This window comes from Tautonia rosea (assembly GCF_012958305.1).
Classification (GTDB): Bacteria; Planctomycetota; Planctomycetia; order Isosphaerales; family Isosphaeraceae; genus Tautonia; species Tautonia rosea.
Map to the genome: position 1 here is coordinate 16,727 of NZ_JABBYO010000003.1, position 23,961 is coordinate 40,687.

The following is a 23,961-nucleotide window of genomic DNA, read 5'->3' on the forward strand; positions in this document are numbered from 1 at the left end:
CTCAACGGTATTTCCATTTCTTCAATCCACCTTGCGCAGTGATGGGTCGGTGCTGCTCCCGTTCTGAACGAGATCGTTATCATCCTGGCCGTTCTGATTTTGTCTTGGTACGGGATGTTGGATTTCTCCAAGGTTCAGTCGTTTCGTTGTGCGATTTCAGAGGAGACTTCCAAGCGGCATGTTTGAGACGCTAACTGGACATCATCCAGGTAGGGCGATAGGCTGAATTCTTCGTGGATTCTTCTGGTTCGGATTCATTCGTGCCGTACCTTCGACCCGAAACATCGAGCTCGTGAGACGGTGCTCTCGTTCCTCTGCAGCGAGGTCTGTGGACCCACCGATTGAGTGTTGGGTTGTACCCACGGCCGTCACGAGCCTGACCTGAGCGCCCCGACATGCCCGGCCCCCACCAGCGACGTGTTCAAGAATTTGCGCTCCTCCTGGCCTCTTGCTCGTGTCTGACCTCGGCCCGAGCTTCGTCGGACGTTCCTTCCTACAACCGAGACATCCGGCCAATCCTCTCAGAGAACTGTTTTTCTTGCCATGGCCCCGACCCGGCAAGCCGAAAGGCAGATCTCCGCCTCGACATGTTCGAGGCAGCAGTGGCAGATCGGGGTGGCTATGCGGCCCTGGTGCCAGGCGATCCCGAGCTGAGCGAACTGCTCTACCGCGTTGAGTCGGACGATGAACTTGATGTCATGCCTCCGCCGGAATCGCATAAGACACTCACCGACGATCAGAAGGAACTTCTTCGCGTATGGATTGCTTCCGGGGCTGAGTACGAGCCGCACTGGTCGTTCGTCCCCCCGCAGCGGCCTGAGGTTCCCGAGATCGAACCCCATGAGGACCGCATCCATCCGATCGACGCCTTCATCCGCAGCATGCTTCGTCGTGAGGGCCTGGATCTCGCTCCGGAGGCTTCACCGCATACCCTGGTGCGCCGCCTTTCCTTCGACCTCACGGGACTCCCTCCCACACCAGAGGACGTTGAGGTGTTCGTCGCCGACCCATCACCCGAGGCGTATCGAGGGATGGTCGACCGCCTTCTGGAATCACCCCATCATGGTGAGCGGATGGCAATGTGGTGGCTCGACGCAGCCCGGTATGCGGACACCGACGGCTTCCAGCAGGATGCGGTCCGTGACAATTGGCCCTGGCGTGACTGGGTCATCGACGCATTTCGTCACAACATGCCGTTCGATCAGTTCACCATCGAGCAATTCGCGGGCGACCTGCTTCCCGACGCCACATCCGAGCAGGTTCTGGCTACCGCGTTTCATCGCAACCACATGACCAACGGTGAGGGGGGGCGTGACCCCGAAGAGTCTCGGATTGATTACGTCATCGATCGGGTCAACACCACCGGTACGGTCTGGCTTGGAATGACCCTCGGTTGCGCTCAATGCCACGCTCACAAGTTCGACCCGATCTCGCATGCAGATTACTACGAGCTGTTTGCGTTCTTTAACAGTATTGACGAGGATGGTCAGGCAGGTCGAGCTGCCAAGCCCTATTTGACCTATGAGTCGCCTTATGCGGCTCGCGCTCTTCGTGAGGCCGAGGAAACGTTATCGAAGCGACTGACGACGGAACAGTTAGCACGCCAGGAGGCTCGGAGCGGGTTCGATGACTGGCTCAAGGATCAGATGGAGCAGGTGCTCCTGGGATTCCAGCCCTGGCATACCCTCCAGCCGACAATGCTCGAGTCGGTCGAGGGAACTGTGCTCACCCAGGGGGACGACGGGATCATTGATGCTGGCGGCCCCAACCCACAACAGGACGATTACCGAATTATTGGATTGCCTGACCTTGACCGAATCACCGGCATCCGGCTCGAAGTCCTCCCCATCTCCCATGGCGATCGAAATCTTCTGTCCAGGGGAAAGAGTGGGGAGTTCATCCTCACCGACGTGAAGTTGCAGGTGCGTCGGCGAGGTCGGTCCCAGGTTCGCTCCATCTCGCTTACGGGAGCCATTGCCGACGCCGAGCGCGAAGTCAGAGGACGCGATTACGGCCGAGTTCTCGACACGCTCGATGACGATCCACGCAACGGCTGGACGACCGGCCCGGAGGGGCGAGATCAACCTCACGTGGCCGTCTTCGAACTCGAGGCCCCTCTCACCCTGGAGGAGGACGAGGAACTTGTCTTCGTCATGCTCCACCGCTCGACGCTAGGGGATGCCAATATCGCCCGATTTCGCGTTTCCGTGACCGATCAACCGGGAGCCGCCGTCCGCTCACTCGAACCGATGCCGCTTCAACGGCTCGCCGAAGCAAAGACCGAGAATCTCGGTACGATCTGCTCTGAATTGCGGGAAGACCTTTTTGAGCAGTACCTCATTGACCACCATGCCTATCAGCATGAGCGGGCCATGCTCGACCTTGCGCAGCGGCAACTTGACGAAGTACGCAAGGCTGCAGGGCCGGTGGAAGTGATGGTGCTTGCCGATCGGGAGACACTTCGCACAACCCACATCCTCGAGCGTGGGGTTTGGGATCAGAAGGGCGAGCCAGTTGTCCCAGCAGTTCCGGAAGCAATCTCGCCTCGGCTCTCGGATCAGACCCGTTCACGGCTCGATCTGGCCGAATGGCTGGTGGCACGCGAGAATCCGCTGACTGCCCGGGTGGTCGTGAATCAGCTCTGGCAACTGTGCTTCGGAGAGGGCCTGGTCCGCACCCCTGAGGACTTTGGCTCCCAGGGCGAGCCGCCGACGCACCCTGATCTCCTCGACTGGCTTGCCGTCGAGTTCATGGACCACGACTGGGACGTGCGTCACATCCTCCGATTGATCGTTACCAGCGAGACCTACCGTCAGTCCAGTCAGTTCCGTGAGGAAATTCGAGAGCGTGATCCTGAGAACCGCTTGCTGGCCCGAGCTCCCCGCTTTCGGCTGCCAAGCTGGATGATCCGCGATGCGGCCCTTCGGTCCAGTGGTCTGCTCAACATTGCGATCGGTGGCCCTCCGGTGCGGCCATATCAGCCAGAGGGAGTCTGGGAAGAAATGTTCATGGGACGGCTCCGTTACGAGCCGAGTCAGGGGCCTGCCCAGTATCGGCGAACCCTTTATGCGTTTTGGAGGCGATCGGCAGCACCCACCTTCCTCTTCGACAGCGCCCAGCGGCGCGTCTGCGAGGTCATGCCTCGACGGACCAATACACCACTCCACGCGCTCACTTTGCTCAACGATCGAGGCATGCTTGAGGCCTCCGCGGAGCTGGCCCGTCTTGCGATGACTGAATGCGAGGGAGTCGACGAACGCCTTGGCTTTATCGTTTCCCGGATCCTCTCTCGGCCGCCAGGGCCCGACGAGATGGACATTCTCCTTCGAGAGTACGATCGCGCCGCTCGTTACTACACGCAGACTCCCGACGATGCCGTAGCATTGCTCGATGGGTTGGGCAATACCGGGTCCAGTTCGGTGAGTTCAGTCCCCGAACGCGCCGCTTTCACCGTCGTCGCCAGCATGGTCTATAATCTGGACGAGGCGATCTCCCGTGAATGACTTCCCCGACCTCCATCCTGATCCGGTCAGTGCGAAGCGAGTTGCAATGTCCCGCCGCTATTTCCTCGGCCGCTGCACCGGTGTCGGCCTGGGAGCCATCGCGCTTGGCGTGATAGACGCGGCCGCCGCGGCTCTGGTTGGACAGAGAACACTCGCAGGACTGCCTGGTCTTCCCCATTTTCCACCCCGTGCGAAGCAAGTCATCTTCCTGACCCAGTCGGGCGGGCCCTCCCAGATCGAGCTGTTCGACCACAAGCCTGGGCTGGAGCATTGGGCTGGCAAAGAACTGCCCGAGAGCGTCCGACAAGGGCAGCGCGTCACCACGATGACAGCCAACCAAAAGCAGTTGATCATGCCTTCCCGGACCCGATTTGCTCGGTTCGGTGAGTGTCGCGCGACGATCGGGGAGTGGCTCCCCTACCTCTCCGAAGTGGTCGACGATCTCTGCTTCGTCAAATCGATGGTTACCGATCAGATTAACCATGCCCCGGCGATGACGAAGTTCCTGACCGGGCATCAGCTTGCCGGTCGTCCGAGCATTGGCGGTTGGACGAGCTACGGACTTGGCAGCGAGAACCGCGACTTGCCGGATTACCTCGTTCTCATCTCTCGGATGCAGCGGCCGAGTGACCAGCCGCTTTACGACCACTACTGGGGCAGTGGCTTCCTCCCATCTCGTTACCAGGGTGTCAAGCTCCGCAATGCTCGTGATCCGGTTCTCTATCTTCGGGACCCCAAAGGTATGCCCCGACATCTCCGCCGAGGCATGCTTGACGGACTCGGAGAACTGAACCAATTCCATCTGGACGAAACAGGCGACCCCGAAATCGCGACACGGATCCAGCAGTACGAGATGGCCTGGCAGATGCAGTCAAGCGTTCCGGAGCTGAGCGACCTCAGCGACGAACCCGAGGAAGTCTTCGAGCTGTACGGCCCCGACTCGCGACGGCCCGGAACTTATGCTGCCAACTGTATCCTCGCTCGTCGACTCGTCGAGCGTGGCGTGCGGTTTGTCCAACTCTTTCATCCCGATTGGGACCATCACAGCCGCTTGAAATCGTGGTGCACCGCCCGTTGTCGCGACACCGACCAGGCAAGTGCCGCCTTGGTGAAAGACTTGAAGCGCCGAGGGCTGCTCGACGAAACGCTCGTCGTCTGGGGTGGTGAGTTCGGCCGAGGTGTTGCCGGCCAGGGCCAATGGGACAGCCCCGAAGCTGGACGCGACCATCATCCTCGTTGCTTTACCGTCTGGCTCGCCGGCGGAGGGATTAAGGCGGGCCTCACCCACGGTGCCACCGATGACTTTAGCTTCAATGTTGTGGAGGACCCCGTCCACGTCCGCGACCTGCACGCCACAATCCTCCACCTCCTCGGAATCGACCACGAGCAATTCACCTACCGCTACCAAGGGCTGGACTTCAAGCTCACCGGAGTTGAGCATGCTCGTGTCGTAAAGCCCCTGCTGGCGTGATCGAAATGATCGCGGTCTTCGTCGCTGGAGTCCCTGACTTCGATTGAATCGAGTGAGAGAGCGTTTGAGATGAATCAACAACGGATCGCATTGATTGTCTTGGCACTACTCCCCCCTTGCACAACATCCAGGGCCCAGGAGGTCAAGACTGACATCCCCTATGTCGAGAATGGTCACGAACGCCACGTCTTGGATGTCTACACGCCCGAGGAAGATGCTGAGCAAAGCCTTCCGGTCGTCTTCTGGATTCATGGCGGTGGATGGCAAACCGGTGATAAGAGTGATGTCGCCTTGAAGCCCAAGGTCTTGACCGATCGAGGGTTTCTCTTTGTTTCCACGAACTATCGCCTCCTCCCCGATGTGGATATGGAAACGCTGATGAACGACGTCGCCCAGGCGATCGGTTGGGTGCACAGGAACATCGCCGAGTACGGAGGTGATCCCAAGCGGATTGTTGTCGGTGGTCATTCCGCCGGCGCCCAGATCGCCGCTCTGCTCTGCACCGACACGCGATATCTCGGCGCTCAGGGCGTACCCTTCGATGCCCTCAAAGGCTGTATCCCGGTTGACGGAGATACCTACGACATTCCGAAAATCATCATGACCGCCGAGTTCCGGCAGGCCCTTTACGGCGGCGAGATGTTCACATTCGGTCATCGGCAAAAGTTCGGGAATGATCCCAATAAACACGTCGATTTCTCGGCGGTAACGCATGTTGCGAAGAATAGGGGAATTCCGCCCTTCCTCATCCTCTACTTCAGCGGCAATCCCGAGACGAGGGCTCAGGCTTTGTGTCTCGAGGCTGCGCTGAAGGATGCCGAGATTCCGGTTACCACATATGGAAAGGGCGACAGCAACCATAGCCGCTTGAACGACGATCTGGGAGAGCCGGAAGATCCTGTTACCCAAGAGATGTTCAATTTTCTGAACAGATACGTCATTCGCTAAAGGGTTATTATTGTAAGGTTTCGTGATTATTATGATAATTTTTGGGGTTCTTGCTATTTTGTGTCAGCCACCATTTTTTCCGGAACTAGTCGCTGGCTCCACTCTTCGAAACCCCATTGTTGCTTGGGCCCTGTAGGGCGTTTTGAGGGAACTCACCACTGACGGCATTCATCTCATTGTGTGTCCTCATTGCGGTCTCGACATTATTGGAAGATCGGTCGATTGATTGAAAAAACGGCCTAACTTTTCTGGGGCTAAAACGCATCACATGTTGCAAGTAATAAAGGCAAGGATTGCGTATCTCCATCAATCAATTTAGTGAATTTACTTAAGTTCGTTCAAGGATGTCTTCGCTCAATGTGGGGGCCTTGGCTGGCAGATGGCCGTGTCCCCTAGGCTGGGGCGGTTGAGGCAGGTTGGCGTCGGGAGACAACTTGCGGTCCCGCGAATGCCGCACCCAAAATTTGGCGAGTGCACAGGGTCAATTCGTGGGTTCTATTGCAGCATCGGTTACGCCGCCAGGGTTACCACTTATTGGTTCTACGATTTAATCGCATGAACGATTGTAATCTCGTTCTGCCTGGGTTCTCGATTGGGCGGTAGCGGAAGTGGTCATTCGCCTTCGAGCACTACAGGTTCTTGGGAACTAGCATCGCCCGGGGTGGGGAGCAATCGGGAATCAGGCCGTCACGGAGGGTGTGGTCAATAGAATAATAAATCAAATATAAAAATGTTATTAACAATAATATGATTATTTCTCGCAGTGTTCTTTATTCATGCGGAGAAAGCGTTTTGCCGAGGGGCGATTCGCCATCGGGTCGGATGTGTTCACGAACCGCGAAAGAGTTCAATCCATCCAGAAATCGACTATCAGTCTGGGGAAGATGTGCGTCAACAACCAAATGCATTCACTCGCGAGAGCGCAGAGTAGGAGCGAGCGAGTTTCGTCATCAAGAGACCGCAACCGGTAGGTTGACGACCAATGAATTCGACTCGGGCGAAACTTTGCTTAAACTATTGGGGTACAGCGCTCAACGGATGGCTGCAGCCCGGTCCCGTAGTCGATATGTTCCTGAACATCGAGATCACGCCATGACCGAATCCGAGTCGGATCGAACCGCCTCCTCGGCCGGATCGACACTCGTTGCAATCATGGCGGCCATGCTACTTATTCATGCGGCATGCTGGGCCTCAGGGCTGCGGGGGAGGTCGCTGGCTGATGCGGTCGAGCGGGGGGCCGCTCGGGTAGAGGAACAATCGTTCGGCGAGGTGGCCGAGGCAGACATCCGGCGGGCGATCGAAAACCAGCGGTCGAGTTTACAATTCTGGGCAGTCCTGTCGGCTGTCGGTGACTTCGTTGTTGAGCCGTTCGTCCCGGCGTTGAGGGCATTGCTTGCCGCCTCGGGATTTGCCGCCATTGCTGCGCTCTCGGGCAGGCCGGTTCGGTTTGCCGAGGCGTTGGTTGGAGTGGCGGAGGCCCAATGGTTCTGGGTGATCGGCCTTGGAGTCCGAGTCGCACTGATGATTGTGTTAGACCGTTCGGAGATTGAGACCTCACTTGTCCTGTGGCTTCCGTTCGGAGCCTATCCGGCAGCCTCCTGGATTGCCATGAGGCAGTTCGACCTCTTCGCCATCCTCGGCTGGATCGCTGTCGGACGGTCAGGCTGGAGGCTTGGTCTGGTCGGTCCAGTGACGGCGGGAGGGGCCTGTCTGCTACTCTGGGGGATTGAGTCATCGCTCCGAATTGCGACAGCGACTCTTTGCGGTGCCGCCATCCGGGCGACATTGATACCTCGTTAACGACCGAAAGGCTGGCGGATCGAGAGGACCCGACGACGATGCGACGAAGCTTGCTCCTTGGATCCGGCATGATCATTCTGGTCGTTGCCCTTGCCGCCGCAAACCTCCGGCGGGACGGGGGACTTTACGAGCTTGACTGGCAACTGATGCGAACACCGCCACGCGAGGTCGAGCTGGCGACCCCCGTCCGGGCCGAGATTGTGGAGACGATCTCGGCCACCGGCAAGGTCGAGCCGGTCGAGGAGGCCGAGATTGCCCCTCAGGTGGTTGGCCGGGTTGTGGCGGTGTATGTCGAGGATGGTGATCGCGTCTCTGCGGGTGACCTGCTTGTGCAACTCGACCCAACAGAGGCCCAGGCCCGGCTCGCATCGGCCGAGGCGAGGATCGATCGCCTCCGTGCTCTCATTGTGGATGCCGAGGAAGATGTTCAGAAGGCCACGCGCGATCTTGATCGGACGGGGACGTTGGCCACCCGAAACGTCGCAACACCGACCGAACTGGCCGACGCCCGGAGCGTCCTGGCCAAGTCCCAGGCCTCACTCGACGTGGCCCGCAACGAGTTAATCGAGAGCGAGGCCATGCGGCGAATGAGCCAGCAGGAATTGCAATATACGGAGATCCGGGCCCCGATTGATGGTGTCGTCGCCGACTGCGAAGTCGAGGTCGGGGAGGTTGCCATTGCCGGCACGACGAATCTGCCGGGAGCCCTCCTGATGTCCATTCTCAACCCGGACCTCATGCAGGTTCGTACCGATGTGGATGAGACCGACGTTCCCCTGGTTCAGAACGGCCAACCCGCCCGAATCTATCTCCAGGCGGACCTCCTTGCTGCAATTCCCGGCGTCGTTGTTCGCGTTGCACCTCGGGGAAGGCTGAAGCAGGAGGTCGTTACCTTCGAGACGATCATCCGTGACGAGGGTGGCGATCAGTCGCCCCTCCGCCCGGGGATGACGGCCACGGTCGAGATCGAGGTCCGCCGCGCCGCTGAGGTTCTGAGTGTGCCTGTCCAGGCCGTTGTGCAACGCAGGCGGAAAGACCTCCCGGACTCCCCCTCCGTCCAGTCCTGGCTTGATCGTCATCCGCTCGCCCCCGGTGAGGCGGTCACGGATCTCGGCTCACGTTATGTGACGACGTCATTTGTAGCACTCGAAGGGAAGGCCCGAGCCCGTCCTGTCGAAGTCGGCTTGAGTGACGAACGCCGCGTCGAGATTCGGAGCGGACTCGAGCCCGACGAACTCGTTATCGTTGGACCATTCCGCACCCTCGACGAACTCAAGGACGGTGACCCGATCATCGTGGTCAAACCCGGGACGGACACCGAGATCGAGCCAACACCGTGATCGCTAACGACCCTCTTCCGCACGACACGGCGGTCGCCGCTGGCGAGTCGTCACCGGTGATCCTTCTTCAACAAATCACGAAAACCTATCTGATGGGAGCGGAGAAGGTCCGAGCCCTCGACGGCGTCGATCTCCGGATTGATGCCAACGAGTTCGTGGCGATCATGGGGCCTTCGGGATCGGGTAAATCCACCCTGATGAATATCGTTGGCTTGCTCGACGTTCCGACGAGCGGCCAGTATTGGCTCGCTGGTCGGGACGTGGCCCGCCTTTCCCAGTCAGAGCAGGCCAGGGAGCGAGGTCGGCGGATCGGCTTCGTCTTCCAAACGTTCGAGTTATTGCCGAGGCAGACGGCGCTGAGAAACGTCGAGCTCCCTCTGGTCTATTCCGGCGTCCGAGATTGTCGCGCCAGGGCCGAGGAGGCGTTACGCCAGGTCGGCCTGGCCGACCGCATGGAGCACCGCCCGAACCAGATGTCAGGTGGGCAGCGGCAGCGGGTCGCGATTGCTCGGGCCCTCGTGCAGAAACCTGCGCTCATCCTGGCCGACGAGCCTACGGGGAACCTCGACACCCGCACAAGCGGAGAAATCCTCGACCTCTTTGACGACCTCCACGCGAAGGGGCAGACCATCGTCCTCGTCACCCACGAGCCGGACATCGCCGCTCGCTGCCGCCGGGTTGTACGACTCCGAGACGGCCGGATCGAGTCCGACGATCCGAACGGGGGAGTCATCGGATGCTGATTCTCGCGAATGTCCACACGGCCATCGAACAGATCTGGGCGAACAAGCTACGATCGGTCCTGACGGTTGTGGGAATCGTCATCGCAGTAACCTCGACGATCACCGTCGTTAGCGTCGTTCAAGGGTTCACTGGCTACGTGGCCGAGTTCCTGCAGGGGCTCGGGACGAATGCCATGTGGATCTGGCCGGAACGCCCCGGAGGGGAGGCGGGCAAGCGCCTCGGTCGGGTGACACTCGATCTCCGGGATGTCGAGGCACTCCGGACCGAGTGCTCCACGCTGCGTTCCATTTCCCCCCTGATCCCCAGACCCTCGGTAGCCGTGGCGCTCGGCCGGACCGAGGTGACGACCCAACTCGAGGGCGTCTCTGCCGAGTACCATGCGATCCGCAACCTACCTGTCGAGGTGGGCCGCCCCTTTGCGTTCCTCGATGTCGAGCGTCGCCATCCCGTCTGCATCCTCGGCCGAGAAGTTCTGCGTAAGCTCGACGCGGGAGATGACCTCGTTGGCCGAACGCTTCTCGTCGACGGACGACGGTTCCGGGTTGTAGGAATCCTCGCCGAAAAGGGAAGCGTGTTAGGGAATAGCCAGGATGACCTCGTGTTGATTCCCTATACCGTGGCCCTGACGATGTACCCGGCTGCCAGAACGTCCATCGCCCTGACCGCCCGAGCCCTGGACGAGGAGCAGGTCCCCGAGGCCAAGGCTCAGATTGTCAGCTTGCTCCGACGCCGGCACCGTCTCGAAGCGTATCAGCCGAACGACTTTCAAATCCGTACGCAAGACGAACTGCTGACAGCCTTCAACAGCATCAGCATTGCGGCGACGGCGGTGCTTGCCGGGATCGTTGGCATCTCACTCCTCGTCGGCGGCATCGGGATCATGAACGTAATGCTCGTCAGCGTCACCGAACGAACCCGAGAGATCGGCCTTCGCAAAGCCGTTGGCGCTCGTCGACGCGACATCATGCTCCAGTTCTTGACCGAGGCCGTCGGCCTCAGTCTCCTCGGCGGCGGCCTCGGTGTTGGCCTTGGCTATGCCATCACGGCCATCGTCAGTCTCCACCCGCAGATGGTTGATGTGGCCGTTCCGCTCTGGGCCGTCGCGTTAGGCTTCGGTATCTCCGCCGGTACAGGAGTGATCTTCGGCATTCTTCCTGCTCTGAAAGCCGCATTGCTCAATCCAATTGATGCGCTAAGACACGAATAAACATTGATTTTCTGTGGCGCCCCGAGTGGGCTGACCGTCTTTGACGAACGACGCACGGGCATGGTCCGAGTAGGCCAGCAGCAGCTCGTTGACCGTCAGGTCGGGCGTGTTCTGGACTTCTTCCTCGATGGATTCCGCGGGGACCGGCCGAGCCTGCCACTCGGCAACGAGCTTGTAATTTCGTCGGCTCTCGGCCGAGTTATGGGCCCCGAGATAATCATCCATGCCGGTCACCGTGACGACGACGCGGCCGGAAGGCGGTAGGAGGGGATTCGAACAGACATGCTGCGAACCCTTTGCACCCCAAACCCGGAAATTACCGGATTCATTGGAGCTGTCGGGCCGCGAAGCCGTCCACGGACAAGTATCCTAAGTCCAGGATTCGGCGAGATTTGAAAAAAGTCGGGGCGAGAGGATTTGAACCTCCGACCTCACGGACCCGAACCGTGCGCTCTAGCCAAGCTGAGCTACGCCCCGTTACTGTCGAGATGACGAGCGTGATTATAAGGGTTTGGCAGCGGCTGTCAACTGCGGTCAAGGAGTGGGGGTCAAACGGTGAGAAAGTGATCGAACCAGTCGAAGGCTTCGGCTTGCATAGGGAGGTCGAATTTGTGGGGGCCGGGGTAGAAAGTACCGCGGTAGCGGTCGGGAGAGCCGGCCTTGGTGTAGAGATCGGTGAGGATCTGGTCGGAGCGGCGCATTTCGGGAAGGGTGAACAGGGAATCTTCCTCATCGAATTGGACGAGGGTCGGGCGGGGGACGCGGAGACCGAGGATCTCGGGATAATCGAGGTCGCGGGGGAGGCCGGGGATGTAGATCATCCAGGTGTGAGTATGGCTCTTGTACAGGAGGTAGTCGCGCCAGGTGCTCATCATCCCGACGCAGCAGGCGGCGGCGATGCGTTCGTCGGTACCGGCGAGGTAGACGGTCCGGAGTCCGCCGCCGGAGAGTCCGGCGCAGCCGACGTGGTCAGGGTCGACATCGGGACGAGAGCAGAGGTAATCGAGCGCGCGACGGTCCTCAGCCAGGAAAACGCCCGGCCAGGTCGTACCGGCGCAGAAGAGACTTTTGGCCATGACGCTCTCGTGAGCTGAGGCGAAGCGGTTGTACGCCTCAATCTCCTCCACCGACTCGGGGCGGACTTCTTCAAGATCTCCCTTGAGAACCCGAGGAACGTCGGCCAGGCGGATGCGACGGCTCGCGAAGGCGAACGTATCGTGAACAAGCACCACATACCCACGCTTGGCCAGTTCATTGGCCCAGCTGACTCCGCCGTAATCGCGTTCGCGATGCTCGCGCATGATCGGGTGTAGATCGTCGCTGATCTGGGCGATCTTCCGCCAGCCGAAGGCCTTATTGCCGCCGTGATCGTGCAGGGCAAGCACGGCGGGCAGGCGGCCCGTGGCCTGGGCGGGCTTGAGCAAGACGGCTTCGGTGGGTGGGCCGTAAGGGAGCTGCCAGCTCAGATGCTCGACGAGCAGACCGTCATATTCGAAGCGGTGCTGGACCGCGGCCCGGGGAACCCCTCCGGCCTCGGGTTCGATCAACAGGTCGGCGACGCGATCCAGCGCCTCTCTCCGCCAGGCGTCGAGGTCTTCCGACCCAAACCGAGGGTGCCGGAACGAGAGACGCGCGGGTCCTTCGCCCACGAGTGATGCGGCCCAGGGACCATAGGCCCCGATCATATTGGGTTCCACGAGATGCGTCTCCGGCCAGAGAAGTCGCTGAGCAAGGGCTGATTGTGATGTTATACCGCATCGTCTTCAGTGATTGCTCCCCTGCGGTGCCAGGATTTACGGAGGGCAGCGAAGCCCATTCGTGAATGCAGCACGGTTCACCCGGTCGATTCTTGCAATCACCTAGGAGCCGAGCCGTTGCCGTACGCTTCGTTCTGCGAGTAACCTCAGCGAAGAAGGGAAATCACCTGATCGAGCTGGATTTCCACAAGGAGCAGAGCATGGCCGGAATTCAACATCAGTGGGAATACCGAACAATCCGTCACGAGCGAGGCTGGAGCGAAGAAACGCCGGGTGATCTCGCCTCAGAAGCCAGTGATATCGAGGCAAATCTCCAGATGCTGGGTCAGGAAGGCTGGGAACTGGTTTGCGTTCTCGGAGACCTGAACGCTGCGATTCTGATCCTCAAGCGGCCGGTATTGCGCTAATCGTTCAAGGCTCGAGGCGAGCATCGACCAAAGGATTCGAGGGAATTGGCAATGAAAAAACGAGTCGAAACAAAATTATATCCCAAATTTAATCGGATTAGGAAATTTCTATGGAAAGGTGTCCTTCTGTGGCTTCTATTCAGTGGGATCGGGATTCAAGCAGCGATCGCGGATGCGGCGGCTGCCGGTCGACGGCCAAACCTATTGCTTGTGGTCGTCGACGATCTCGGCTGGTCCGATCTCGGCTGTTACGGGGCTGATTTGCACGAGACACCTCACCTGGACCGGCTTGCAGGGCAGGGGAGGCGCTTCTCGGCGGCCTATGCGGCCCCGGTTTGCTCGCCCACCCGGGCCGCGATCATGACCGGTAAGCACCCGGCTAGGCTGCACATGACGGTCTGGTCCGAGGCGGCGCGACGGCGATCCTCGACGGGTGACCGCCCGCTCATTCCTCCGGCGACCCATCCTGACTTGCCGCTTCAGGAGCAGACGCTGGCCGAGTACCTCCGCCCAGCCGGGTATCTCACGGCCCTTGTTGGCAAGTGGCACCTGGGAGACTCAGCGCACTATCCCGAGACTCAAGGATTCGACCTCAACATCGGCGGCACTCACTGGGGAGCACCCCCCACCTTCTTTTTTCCCTATCATGGGCGATGGTCGAATACCGACGAGTACCGATATGTGCCAGGGCTCCCCTGGGGCCAGCCGGGAGAGTACCTGACCGATCGGCTGACCGATGAAGCCTTGAAGATTTTCGAAGCCGCGGGCGATCGGCCCGTCTTCCTCAGTCTGAATTACTACGCCGTGCATACCCCCATCGAGGCGAAGTCCGAGCTTGTCGCTCGCTACGAAAACCGACGCTCACCCGATCATCAGCACCAAAACGCCACCTATGCCGCCATGGTGCAAACCGTCGATGATAATGTCGGGAAACTGCTCGACGGTCTCGATCGACTCGGGATCGCCGAGCACACGCTGGTCGTGATTGTCTCCGACAATGGTGGTTACATCAACGATTATCGCGGGGTTCCGGTCACCACCAATTACCCGCTCCGATCCGGTAAAGGCTCCCTGTACGAAGGGGGAATCCGTGTCCCCTTGATCATCCGCCTTCCGGGCAGTGAGTCAATCGGGGAAGTGATCGATGATCCGGTCACCGTCATGGACCTCTTTCCGACGATCCTCGACGTGGCCGGTGTTTCGATGGAACCGGACCAGACTGAGGCCCTCGATGGCACAAGCCTCGTGCCGCTGCTCGACGATGAGCCTGTAAACTGGACCGGGCACGATGCGCTCTACTGGCACTTCCCCCATGATTACCCGACCACCACTCCTGTCGGAGCAATCCGATCGGGGAACTGGAAACTCCTCGAATATTTTGAAGACGGTCGGCTCGAACTATACGACCTGGACCGAGATCTAGGTGAGCGGGAAAATCTCGCCCCGGCTCAGCCCGAACTCACGACCGAGCTGCACCTGCGGCTCATCGACTGGCGAGTCCGTGTCAATGCCCAGATGCCCGAGCCCAATCCTGCCTTCCAGACCAATCCCTGACCGCCTTTTGACCTTCGGGGGTCTCGTGTCCACAATCGAGCAGAGAGCAACATCACGTTTGGAACGTTAACCCGTTTCTCTCAACATCCGGAACCAAACCCCGAGGAGCTCGATTCGGATGATGCGCATGGCCTGCTGGATACTCGTCGCAATCCTTCCCACTTTGATGGGGATTGAGTCACAGGTGGCCGCTGAGGACGACGACGGTAACTCGGTCCGTCCCCTGTTTGACTTCTCCCAGGACAACGCGTCAGGTGCCTGGCGAAGCGTGAACGACGGGGTTATGGGAGGGGTCTCGGAAGGTTCGTTCCGGATCTCCGATGAAGGGCTCTTGAAATTCTTCGGAACGTTGTCACTGGAAAACAACGGCGGATTTGCCTCGATCCGCTCTGTGCCGGGCCGGCTCGGTCTAAAGCTGGACGATGTCCTCGTCCTTCGCGTTCGGGGAGACGGCCGCGAGTACTTGCTCAACCTGTACGTTCCAACAATTCGAACCGCCTACTCCTTCCGCGCTCCAATGCCGACCGTTGCCGGCGAATGGATTGAAGCTCGGGTGCCGGTCCGCGACTTCGTGGCCAACTCCTTCGGCCGTCCGATCCCTGGAGCGGGACCAGTCGATCCCGAGCGGGTGACGTCGGTTGGCATCACCCTGAGCGACAAGAAGCCGGGAACCTTTGCGCTGGAGGTCGCCTCGATTGGGGTTGAAGCCGCAAAAGCCGACGAACCGACCACCAAAACCGTCACCTATACCGAGACGGAACACGGCCCTCTGGAGATGGTGATCCATTTTCCTCCCGGATGGAAATCCACCGATCGGCGGCCTGCCATCGTTTTTTTCTTCGGCGGTGGTTGGACCAACGGGAGCATCGCCCAGTTCGAGCCCCAGGCGGAGCACCTCGCTCGACGGGGAATGATCGCCGCTCGGGCTGACTACCGGGTTCAGTCTCGCCAGCAGGTTACCCCCGAGGAGTGTGTCGACGACGCTTTCGCCGCCGTTCGATGGCTGACCGATCACGCTAGCGAATTCGGGATCGACCCCAATCGGCTCATCGCCTCTGGAGGGTCGGCTGGCGGCCACCTCGCGGCTTGCACGGCGTTGAGTCCGGCCGTCGAAGGGGCCCCGGAACCTCCTCGACCCGCCACCCTCGTCTTATTCAACCCGGTGCTGCAATTCGAGGGGCAGCCGCAGCTTATGCAACGGATCGGCAACGATGATACGATTGGTCGCCGCATCTCACCGACCTTGCACATCAGTTCGACCACCCCGCCGACTCTCTTGCTCTACGGCAGCGAGGATCGACTGATCGCTCAGGGACGCGAATTCATCGAGCGAGCGACCGAGGTTGGTATCTCAGCGCAACTATTCCTTGCCGAAGGGGAGGGGCACGGCTTCTTCAACCGTCCCCCCTGGCTCGATCGAACGACTGCGAGGGTAGACGCATTTCTCACCGAACTTGGGTTTCTTGATCCCAACGAATAATCACTTCCACGGGCCGGCCGCTCGCCAGAGGCGACAACCGGCCCGGTTCAGTAGTTACCTGGCGCACGAGGTATCGCAGCCGACCCGGTTCCAGGGCATTTTCGCGAGCATCATGCCCATACCGCACGTATCGGTAATCCCCGCGAACACCAGCCCCGCACCGACAAAACCCGGGATGACCAGGAACCACGGGTTGACGAACGCCCCGAGCACAGTGCCGATTGCCACCATCGTTCCGGCTGCGATGCGGACCTGACGCTCGAGCGAGATCGCCTTCTTGCCCCGAACCACTGGTAGACCGGCCGCTTCCCAGGCTTGCGTTCCGCCTTCGACGTTCACCACATTCTCGAATCCTGCCGAGAGGAACTTTTCCGCCGCTTTATGCGCCCGGTTGCCGGTTCGGCAGATCAAGTACAGCGGCTCATCTCGGGAGCCATTGCGAGCGTCCATAACGGACTTCGGCTCAAGCTGATCGAGCGGCACCAGTCGAGCCGGCTCGGCGTGGAATTCCCGGAACTCGACCGGGGTCCGTACGTCGACCAGATCCACCGGCCTGCCTTGCTTGCGTCGTTCTTCAAGTTCTTTGGGTGAAATCGTGGCAATGCTCATGAGAACCTCTCCTTCCCGGATCGATCACCAAGGGGCTTCCGACAACCCCACCATTCAGGGTCTGAAATACGCAAACCCGTCAAATTGCTGACGACGAACCACCTCGACCGCTCCCGACGGCACGGTGCCGACGCCCGGTACCAGATCGTCCTTCGTTATCCCGTTGCGCTTCATGGTGTTCTCGCAGGCGACAATAGTCACCCCGCGATCGATCAATGACGTGATCGCCTCGGCGTGATCCGTCCGAACCGCCTCCACCACGTTGATGCCCCCGCTGTGGCAGACCACCACGACCTGGGCCTCGGAATCCACTTCCAGGATTCTTGAAATATTCTTCATGCCCTGGCCTTGTCTCCCAGAGTCGGCAAAATTCATGTGCACGAGGACCCGGAGCGATTCCGCCGTCTCCTCATCATCCGCTCGGGACCCGGTCTGACTGAGGACCACGCCCAAACCAATGAGGGCCAGGGCGGCCCAGGCAATCCTGGATGACATGAATCAGTCTCCTTGTTGAAGTCGATCAGGTTGGCCGGTCAAACGGACTCGGCCGAGCAACACTCAGCGGCCAAACTCGGCTCAGGGCCTTGGACCTCGTCCTGGGCCTCCAGCCCAGGGGGGACGGGCCGCCTCGTGGCCTCCGGCCACAAAACTGTTCACCTTCTTCGCATGAGCCCGGATCAAGGAAACCACCTGGGGGTTCTCGCTCGTTTCCACAACCTCAATCCCACCCTCGATGTCCGTCCAGGTCATGGTGATCTCATCGGCGTGGGCAAAAATCGCGCGGAAGATTGGGTCCCAGACCCGGACCAGTCGACCCGTCTCCAACCGCTTCGACATCTGCCGAACATGCTCCCGAAGCGAGGCAACCAGCTCGGGACGATCCGTGACCGTCTTGGTCCGCACCCCGCCCTCGATCTCCTCTACCGTTCTCGTGATTGATTGATGAGCACTCAGCAACGCCTCGATGTTGCCATGCTCCGCCTCCGACATTCCAGCACCATGGCCGCCGCGCTGTCCTGGCCCTTGCTCCGCGTCCTGGCCTGCTTCATGAGATGCACCGTGTCTCGCCCCGCGACCCGATCCTCGGCCCGGCCCGTGCCCCGGTCCATGACCGCCTCGCCCTTGGCGAGCCTGGGGGACGTGCTGCGCTTGACCCTCAGAGGAGTCATGGTCGTGCTGGGCCATCGCTCCCGAAACACCGATCATCATCGCCGTTACGACAACCGCGATCACAAGGTGTCTCATAGCTCGATACTCCTGTGCTCAAAAGGTCAACCGTCTTGAACACCTTTCCCTCACCGATCGTCGTGCTACAATACTTCAACACGACCAATTGACTGTATTCCAATTCAGTTGAATAGTCAAGCCCATGCCTGCCACAATTCCCGACGCCTTTCTCGATCTGATGGCTGAAAAGTTTCGGATGCTGGCCGATCCAACCCGCCTGGCAATCCTCCGCGCCTTGATGCAAGGGGAGCGGAATGTGACTCAGGTCGTCGAAGAGACCGGGCGGAGCCAGGCAAATGTTTCAAAGCATCTAAAACTGCTTTCTGATGCCGGCCTGGTGACCCGCCGCAAGCAGGGATTGCAGGTCTTCTACCGGCTCGACGACCCGCTGGTCGATCGTCTCTGCAAACTCGTTTGTGAGACGATTGTTCAAGATGCGCAGCAGGCCGTCGAACGGCAGAAGTCATTGCTCTCCGGATGGAGTGGCGGACCTGGGTCATGATGCCCTGGCTCGGATCGCCACGGCCGGTGAACTCCTCATTATTTCAATGGTGGCACCCGCAAGGGGCGAGGTCCTCCAGGACCGGGGGGAACATTCCCCCCGGCCCGAGTTCACGGCGGCCGTCGCCGTGGACGTGATGACCCGGGCATGAAAAACCCCCGATCATGCGCCGTAAGGGCATGACGGGGCGATCTTGGCCCTGCCGCTCACCCATCATGAGCGAGCCGTCAATCGACAACATATCGGTATGCACCCCGCGCCGTCAAGCAAATCGACCGTTTGGCAGACCCTGGCATACGAATCGCATGTGTTGAACGAGAACGCGACTGCCGGATCGGGAACTCGCGATGGTGTCGATCCGGCCATCACTTCCTGAAAGGTCCACGGAGTTTCTGCCATGATTCCCTCCACGGTCAGCCGGGTTTCTGAGAATTCTCCTGAGTCCATCAACGAGTCCATCCAGCGGCAGACCGAGGCCCGAGTACTTCATTACGCCTCCGCCGGTCCTCGGGCGATCGACCGTCGGCTGCGTCAGCTCGATCAGGAATGGGACATCGAGCGGGTACTGGAAGCCAACGCGTCCAGCCTCATCCTGGCGGGGATGGCGCTCGGTTCCCTCGTCGATCGCCGCTACTACGTATTGCCCTCGGTTGTGGCGGGCTTTCTACTCCAGCACGCCATTCAAGGGTGGTGCCCGCCGTTGCCTCTGTTCCGTCGGATGGGAGTTCGTACGGCTCACGAGATTGAGCAGGAACGCCACGCCTTGATGCTCTTGCGAGGCGAGTTCCAGGGGATCACGGGCGACACCGATCACGGCCGGGTCGAACAGGCGCTTCAAGCCGTTCGATCCTGATCTCGAGAACTCAGCTCGATGTGGTCCGACAGCCGACAAACCTCATCAGGCCCCAGAGCCAGTCAATCTTGAACCGCTCGGAAGCGATCGGTTGCAGGCCCGAACGCTCCAGCAGGTTCTCGCATTCGGCCTGTGAGTAGGTCTGGTGAAACGCCGAATCGGTCCAGCGGAGCCAAATGCTGCACGCCTTGCAACTGAGGTAGTCGTCGCACCAGTCGACCAGTACAAAGCGTCCGCCGGGCCGGAGCACCCGGCGGATCTCCGCGAGGGCTTCGAGCGGCGATCGAAAGTAATCAAAACTGTTGGCACACAGTGCCAGATCGAAGGAGGAATCGGCCAATGGAAGCCGTGATGAAGACGCTTGCACCCAGTTGACCTTGCCATCAGTGAGTTTCGACGCGGCTTGTGACAGCATTCCCCGACTCAAATCAGCCCCGACGATCCGAAGACCTGGCCAGCAGTCGAGGAGTCTTTGCTCCAGGGTTCCGGTACCGCAGGCCAGATCGAGAGTACGCTCTTCTCCCTCGACTTCGATCCCGTCCAGCGTTGCTCGCAACGTTGCCTCAACATAGTGTCTCCAGCGACGGTCGTAGTCAGGGGCTAGCCGGTCGTAACTCGATCGGACTGACGATGCACTTCTGTCATTCATGTTTCCCGGTCCTGCGTTGCGAACCGTCTTGCGACCCCCTTTTGATCAGCACCTGTCTGGCAATTGACTTTGGTTGTCACCTCGGGCTCGGGAGGATTCGCTCCAGAGAGACATCGCGATTAGCCGATCTTAATATGGCGGTATCTTGCCCGCTGCGGCACGACGATCGCGGACCTCTTGTTCCTCCAGGGACAATCATTGACTTGCAGGTCCACTCGACCGCAACCGGACCCATCATCGGCCAGCCGACACGTACAGGAGGTGATCGATGAGCCAGACGCAGGGGGACCCCGCGATCGACCTGATCCGCTGGACCTTCACGGCCGATGCGGCTCGTAGAAACGAGATCGAGAGCTACCTCAATGACCTCGGCCTCGATGTCTTCTCCCGAGGCGATGGTCAGTTCATTGTCCTCTGGGACGAGCCCGACGTGGACCACGACGAGGTGGTTGAGCGTCTCTGGACCATCAATGGCGAAGCCTTTGAAGTCACCCACGAGTCGTTCCGCCGTCTCGATCTGCTGGTTTACCAGGCCGAAGAAGACGACTCTGACGCCGAGGCTGCGTGAATGCGATTGCAACCGCGAGACCGGTCGATCATCTCATCTCGGCGCTCGCTCATGTTCAATTATCCCCGGCTGTTGCATCGTCCGGCGACTCAATGATTCGAACACGGCGGATTCCCTCGCGCCACCAATCGGTGAGCGGCCCTCGCGTCAGGCTTCGCAACGCATTGGCGGCCGAGGCGCGTGCCAGATCAAGCTCCGCCTGAACGGTTTCCTCCTCAAACATCGACGCTTCCTCCACAATCGTACCGTCCGGTTCGATGATCCGGCTTTGTCCGTGCGAGCCTCCCAGATCGTCGTCGGCCGGCGCGTTGGCATGCACCACGAAGACAGAATTTTCAACCGCCCTTGCCTGAATCTGGGCCCGGTACGGACCAATTTTCCTCTCCTGCCGGATGCCCGACTCGTGCGAAAGGTAGAAGACGACCCGAGCCCCCGCCAGGACCGGCAGGCGTACCAGTTCCGGGTAGCGCTCGTCGTGGCAGATGATGATGGAGCAGGGGACCCCCTCGACCGGAAAGACCGAGAGATGATCGCCCGGTGTTGGCCACGGCTCGGCAAGCTGAACCTTGTGATACCGCTCGATTACCCTCCCCCTCGAATCAATCACCACTGCTGAGTTCGTTAACGACTCACCGTCCCGGTACGGGGTTCCCACAATGGCATTAATGCCCGCCTCTCGACAGGCACTGGCGATCCGACGCTCGGCCGAGATGAGTTGCTCGGCCGTCGCCGTGGTCGCCTCGTCCTCGAAGTAACCTGTCACCGCGCACTCCGGGAACACTGCAACCTCCACGCCTTCCACGGCCAATCGTCGCAGATGCGTGATGATCCGATCGACGTTGGCATCAATCCCGCGAGTTGACCTCAGTTGCACGGCCGCTACGCGAAGCGTTCCCGAAATTGCGACCGATGAGTCTCCCGCTAGGATTGGTGTCGTGATGGTGGCAACAAGCAGCACCATGAATATTGCGAAACGCAAAGGCATCATTGCGGTCTCCTGAGTCAGTGGGGTTCACACGTCGACCCTCGCGGGCCGATCGATCTGCTCCACCTTACCCTCGATGCGACTCCAGACGGTACGTGCTGGCGAAGCCGTGCCCATTCGGGTTTGATGACGAGAAACCCGACCCCCAGCGCCAGTCATAAGGCCGAGGGCTCGGAATTCCGACCAGGCATCTTGAACTCATTGAGGGACCGTCATGCCACGATTGCAACTCTGTCTCTGTTGCGCGTTCGGAGTCCTCTCCGGTTCGATCGCCCCGGCTTATGCCGAGGAACCGACCCGCGAGGCCGTGGCCGAGGCCCTCGGTCGGATGGTCCTCGAACGCGACACGACCATGACCGAGGTTCACCAGTTTGTCGAGCCGCTCATTCCCAGAATGCCCGAGATCGAAACCCGGGACGATTGGCAAACCGCGGCCGACCAGATCCGCGCCGAGGTGCTCGATCGTGTCGTCTTTCGCGGCGAGGCCGCATCCTGGCGAGACGCCGAGTGCCGCGTCGAATGGCTCGACACGATCGAGGGCGGCCCTGGCTACCGGATTCGCAAGCTCCGTTACGAAGCCTTGCCCGGCTTCTGGATTCCTGCCTTGTTGTACGAGCCGGAACAGTGCGAGGGGCTCGTGCCGGTCGTGCTAAACGTCAACGGCCACGATGCCGCAGGGAAAGCCGCCCCGTACAAGCAAGAACGCTGCATCAACCTTGCCAAGCGGGGCATGCTCGCCCTGAATGTCGAGTGGATCGGCATGGGGCAGCTCCGCGGCGACGGAAACAAGCACGGTCTGATCAACGCGATCGACCTGTGTGGTTCCGGTGGCATTGCCACGCACTATCTCGGCATGTGCCGGGCCCTCGATCTCCTGCTCGATCACCCGAATGCCGACCCCGAGCGCGTCGGCCTGACCGGCCTCTCCGGGGGCGGCTGGCAGACGATCTTCTACAGTGCCCTCGACCCACGGATCACCCTATCGAACCCTGTCGCTGGCTATTCCAGCTTTCTCACGCGCATCGAGTACCTCTCCGACCTGGGAGACTCTGAGCAAACCCCCTGCGATCTCGCCACCGTCGCCGACTATACTCATCTGACCGCCTTGCTTGCCCCCCGGCCCACACTCCTGACGTTCAACCAGAAGGACAATTGTTGCTTCGCCGCTCCCCATGCCTTGCCGCCGTTGGTGGGGGCTGTCGCACCGATCTACTCCCTGTTCGACCGCGAAGCAAGCCTCCGGCTCCAGGTCAACGTGTCGCCCGGGACACATAACTATGAGGTCGACAACCGACAGGCCCTGTACCGGATGATCGGCGACCACTGGTTCCCCGACGAGCCCGACTACGACGCCACCGAAATTCCCAGCACCGATGAGGTCAAGACCGCCGACGAATTGCATGTTCCGCTCCCTGAAGACTCCCTCGACCTCCAACGTCTCGCCTTGGATCTGGCCGCATTGCTTCCTCGAGACCCAGGCATTCCCGACGATCCCAACGTTCTCAATACCTGGCGCGAGGAGCGTCGCAACCTCCTCCGCGCACTTGTTCGGCCGATTGAAGGCGAGACAGTCGTCGATCGTGTCAGCGATGGCTCGCGCGAGGCGCTCGTGGCGACCACGTATCGAGTCCGGCTCGCCGATTCCTGGACACTTCCCGCCGTTCGCCTGGAACCTGCCGATGCCGAGAACGTCGACGGAACCGTCCTCCTGCTTGCCGACGGCGGCCGCACCGAAGCCGTGGACGCGGCCCTTGCCTTGCTTGCGGAGAACAAGCGGGTCGTCGCCATCGACCCCTTCTTCTTCGGAGAGTCCCGTCCCACCCAGCGTGATTACCTCTGGGCCCTGATGATTGCCACCACTGGCGAGCGGCCGCTCGGCGTGCAGGTGGGGCAGATCCTCGCCGCCGCCCGGGCCATTCGTTCCGCGACGGAGGGTGAAGCTCCCTCGATCATGGCTGTTGGTCCTCGCTCCAGTGCTGTCTCACTCATCGCGGCCGCACTCGGTCCCGACCTGATCGCGGAGGTCTCGCTCGATGGTGCCTTGACCAGTCTCAAAGAGATCCTTGAGGAGGGCCGCACCTACGAGCAGTCGCCCGAACTCTTTACCTTCGGCCTGCTCGAAGCGTTCGACCTGCCCCAGATCGAGGCGCTTGTGACTCCTCGACCCATCCATCGGGCCACCTCGGAGGATTGAGTGCCTTTGTTCAAACGTTTCCCGCTTGCTCACGGTCATGCCTCCTGACCCACTCGGAAAAGCTGAGCGTGAGTGAGCACACGATGCGAAGACCGGGGGGACCGATCGTCCCACCGAACCTCGCTATCCTCGGTGGGCTCGATCGTGTAACATCGATTGAATA

At 60.4% G+C, this 23,961-nt stretch carries 22 protein-coding genes and 1 tRNA gene; 15 read left to right on the forward strand and 8 right to left on the reverse strand.

The features are described from left to right. Nucleotides 1–395: 395 nt before the first annotated feature. From HG800_RS05445 to HG800_RS05475, 7 genes are all read left to right on the forward strand, one after another. Nucleotides 396–3,503, forward strand: coding sequence for a PSD1 and planctomycete cytochrome C domain-containing protein (locus HG800_RS05445; RefSeq protein ID WP_169974606.1), 3,108 nt, complete (start codon nucleotides 396–398; stop codon nucleotides 3,501–3,503). 46 nt (nucleotides 3,504–3,549) lie between these two features. Further along, nucleotides 3,550–4,974: a DUF1501 domain-containing protein gene (locus tag HG800_RS05450; RefSeq protein WP_169975433.1), complete on the forward strand. Its 1,425-nt coding sequence runs from the start codon at nucleotides 3,550–3,552 to the stop codon at nucleotides 4,972–4,974. 69 nt (nucleotides 4,975–5,043) lie between these two features. Next, nucleotides 5,044–5,922, forward strand: coding sequence for an alpha/beta hydrolase (locus HG800_RS05455; protein ID WP_169974608.1), 879 nt, complete (start codon nucleotides 5,044–5,046; stop codon nucleotides 5,920–5,922). Between the two features lie 1,092 nt (nucleotides 5,923–7,014). Next, nucleotides 7,015–7,722 (forward strand): hypothetical protein, encoded by a 708-nt coding sequence (locus tag HG800_RS05460; RefSeq protein WP_235963340.1) that lies wholly within the window; start codon nucleotides 7,015–7,017, stop codon nucleotides 7,720–7,722. Nucleotides 7,723–7,760: 38 nt separating this feature from the next. Next, a complete protein-coding gene (locus HG800_RS05465) occupies nucleotides 7,761–9,062 on the forward strand; it encodes an efflux RND transporter periplasmic adaptor subunit (RefSeq protein ID WP_169974610.1) in 1,302 nt (433 codons plus the stop codon). Nucleotides 9,063–9,154: 92 nt separating this feature from the next. Beyond that, complete coding sequence (locus HG800_RS05470; protein WP_206352159.1) at nucleotides 9,155–9,805, forward strand: ABC transporter ATP-binding protein; 651 nt, start codon at nucleotides 9,155–9,157, stop codon at nucleotides 9,803–9,805. Further along, nucleotides 9,799–11,013 (forward strand): ABC transporter permease, encoded by a 1,215-nt coding sequence (locus HG800_RS05475; RefSeq protein ID WP_206352143.1) that lies wholly within the window; start codon nucleotides 9,799–9,801, stop codon nucleotides 11,011–11,013. The genes HG800_RS05470 and HG800_RS05475 overlap by 7 nt, the downstream gene beginning before the upstream one ends. Here the strand turns inward: HG800_RS05475 and HG800_RS05480 are convergent. The 3 genes from HG800_RS05480 to HG800_RS05490 all read right to left on the reverse strand — a co-directional run bounded on the left by HG800_RS05480 (nucleotide 10,999) and on the right by HG800_RS05490 (nucleotide 12,710). Then, nucleotides 10,999–11,238, reverse strand: coding sequence for a hypothetical protein (locus HG800_RS05480; RefSeq protein WP_169974612.1), 240 nt, complete (start codon nucleotides 11,236–11,238; stop codon nucleotides 10,999–11,001). The two genes, HG800_RS05475 and HG800_RS05480, sit on opposite strands and share 15 nt — an antisense overlap. Before the next feature lie 177 nt (nucleotides 11,239–11,415). Then, nucleotides 11,416–11,490: transfer RNA gene (locus HG800_RS05485), tRNA-Pro, on the reverse strand. Nucleotides 11,491–11,561: 71 nt separating this feature from the next. After that, nucleotides 11,562–12,710 carry a dienelactone hydrolase family protein gene (locus tag HG800_RS05490; RefSeq protein WP_169974614.1) on the reverse strand — a complete coding sequence of 383 codons (1,149 nt, stop codon included), beginning with the start codon at nucleotides 12,708–12,710 and terminating at the stop codon, nucleotides 11,562–11,564. 260 nt (nucleotides 12,711–12,970) lie between these two features. On the opposite strand from HG800_RS05490, the gene HG800_RS05495 reads away from it, so the two are divergent. From HG800_RS05495 to HG800_RS05505, 3 genes are all read left to right on the forward strand, one after another. Continuing rightward, a complete protein-coding gene (locus tag HG800_RS05495; RefSeq protein WP_169974617.1) occupies nucleotides 12,971–13,177 on the forward strand; it encodes a hypothetical protein in 207 nt (68 codons plus the stop codon). Between the two features lie 204 nt (nucleotides 13,178–13,381). Further along, on the forward strand, nucleotides 13,382–14,731 hold the full coding sequence (locus tag HG800_RS05500; protein WP_169974619.1) for a sulfatase: 1,350 nt from the start codon (nucleotides 13,382–13,384) through the stop codon (nucleotides 14,729–14,731). 118 nt (nucleotides 14,732–14,849) lie between these two features. After that, entirely contained in the window at nucleotides 14,850–16,211 is a 1,362-nt protein-coding gene (locus tag HG800_RS05505) for a CIA30 family protein (protein WP_169974621.1), read from the forward strand. Nucleotides 16,212–16,265: 54 nt separating this feature from the next. Here HG800_RS05505 and HG800_RS05510 read toward each other — a convergent pair whose 3' ends face one another. The 3 genes from HG800_RS05510 to HG800_RS05520 all read right to left on the reverse strand — a co-directional run bounded on the left by HG800_RS05510 (nucleotide 16,266) and on the right by HG800_RS05520 (nucleotide 17,723). Continuing rightward, a complete protein-coding gene (locus HG800_RS05510; protein ID WP_169974623.1) occupies nucleotides 16,266–16,820 on the reverse strand; it encodes a rhodanese-like domain-containing protein in 555 nt (184 codons plus the stop codon). A 54-nt stretch (nucleotides 16,821–16,874) separates the two neighbouring features. Next, nucleotides 16,875–17,315 (reverse strand): DsrE family protein, encoded by a 441-nt coding sequence (locus HG800_RS05515; protein WP_169974625.1) that lies wholly within the window; start codon nucleotides 17,313–17,315, stop codon nucleotides 16,875–16,877. Nucleotides 17,316–17,396: 81 nt separating this feature from the next. Continuing rightward, the gene (locus HG800_RS05520; protein WP_169974627.1) at nucleotides 17,397–17,723 is read right to left on the reverse strand and encodes a hypothetical protein; all 327 of its coding nucleotides are present in this window, start codon (nucleotides 17,721–17,723) and stop codon (nucleotides 17,397–17,399) included. A 39-nt stretch (nucleotides 17,724–17,762) separates the two neighbouring features. Here HG800_RS05520 and HG800_RS05525 point away from each other — a divergent pair, with 39 nt between their 5' ends. The 3 genes from HG800_RS05525 to HG800_RS05535 all read left to right on the forward strand — a co-directional run bounded on the left by HG800_RS05525 (nucleotide 17,763) and on the right by HG800_RS05535 (nucleotide 19,402). Then, on the forward strand, nucleotides 17,763–18,104 hold the full coding sequence (locus HG800_RS05525; RefSeq protein WP_169974629.1) for a hypothetical protein: 342 nt from the start codon (nucleotides 17,763–17,765) through the stop codon (nucleotides 18,102–18,104). Between the two features lie 85 nt (nucleotides 18,105–18,189). Beyond that, nucleotides 18,190–18,549 (forward strand): ArsR/SmtB family transcription factor, encoded by a 360-nt coding sequence (locus HG800_RS05530; protein ID WP_169974630.1) that lies wholly within the window; start codon nucleotides 18,190–18,192, stop codon nucleotides 18,547–18,549. A 397-nt stretch (nucleotides 18,550–18,946) separates the two neighbouring features. Then, nucleotides 18,947–19,402 carry a DUF2892 domain-containing protein gene (locus tag HG800_RS05535; RefSeq protein ID WP_169974632.1) on the forward strand — a complete coding sequence of 152 codons (456 nt, stop codon included), beginning with the start codon at nucleotides 18,947–18,949 and terminating at the stop codon, nucleotides 19,400–19,402. Between the two features lie 10 nt (nucleotides 19,403–19,412). Here HG800_RS05535 and HG800_RS05540 read toward each other — a convergent pair whose 3' ends face one another. Then, nucleotides 19,413–20,051, reverse strand: a complete 639-nt coding sequence (locus HG800_RS05540) for a class I SAM-dependent methyltransferase (protein ID WP_169974634.1) — start codon at nucleotides 20,049–20,051, stop codon at nucleotides 19,413–19,415. Between the two features lie 268 nt (nucleotides 20,052–20,319). Between HG800_RS05540 and HG800_RS05545 the strand changes: the two genes are divergently transcribed. Next, complete coding sequence (locus HG800_RS05545; protein WP_169974636.1) at nucleotides 20,320–20,619, forward strand: hypothetical protein; 300 nt, start codon at nucleotides 20,320–20,322, stop codon at nucleotides 20,617–20,619. Nucleotides 20,620–20,674: 55 nt separating this feature from the next. On the opposite strand, the gene HG800_RS05550 is transcribed toward HG800_RS05545, so the two are convergent. Next, the gene (locus HG800_RS05550) at nucleotides 20,675–21,607 is read right to left on the reverse strand and encodes a carbon-nitrogen hydrolase family protein (protein WP_169974638.1); all 933 of its coding nucleotides are present in this window, start codon (nucleotides 21,605–21,607) and stop codon (nucleotides 20,675–20,677) included. 211 nt (nucleotides 21,608–21,818) lie between these two features. Between HG800_RS05550 and HG800_RS05555 the strand changes: the two genes are divergently transcribed. Next, the gene (locus HG800_RS05555; protein ID WP_169974640.1) at nucleotides 21,819–23,798 is read left to right on the forward strand and encodes an alpha/beta hydrolase family protein; all 1,980 of its coding nucleotides are present in this window, start codon (nucleotides 21,819–21,821) and stop codon (nucleotides 23,796–23,798) included. Nucleotides 23,799–23,961: the final 163 nt, after the last annotated feature.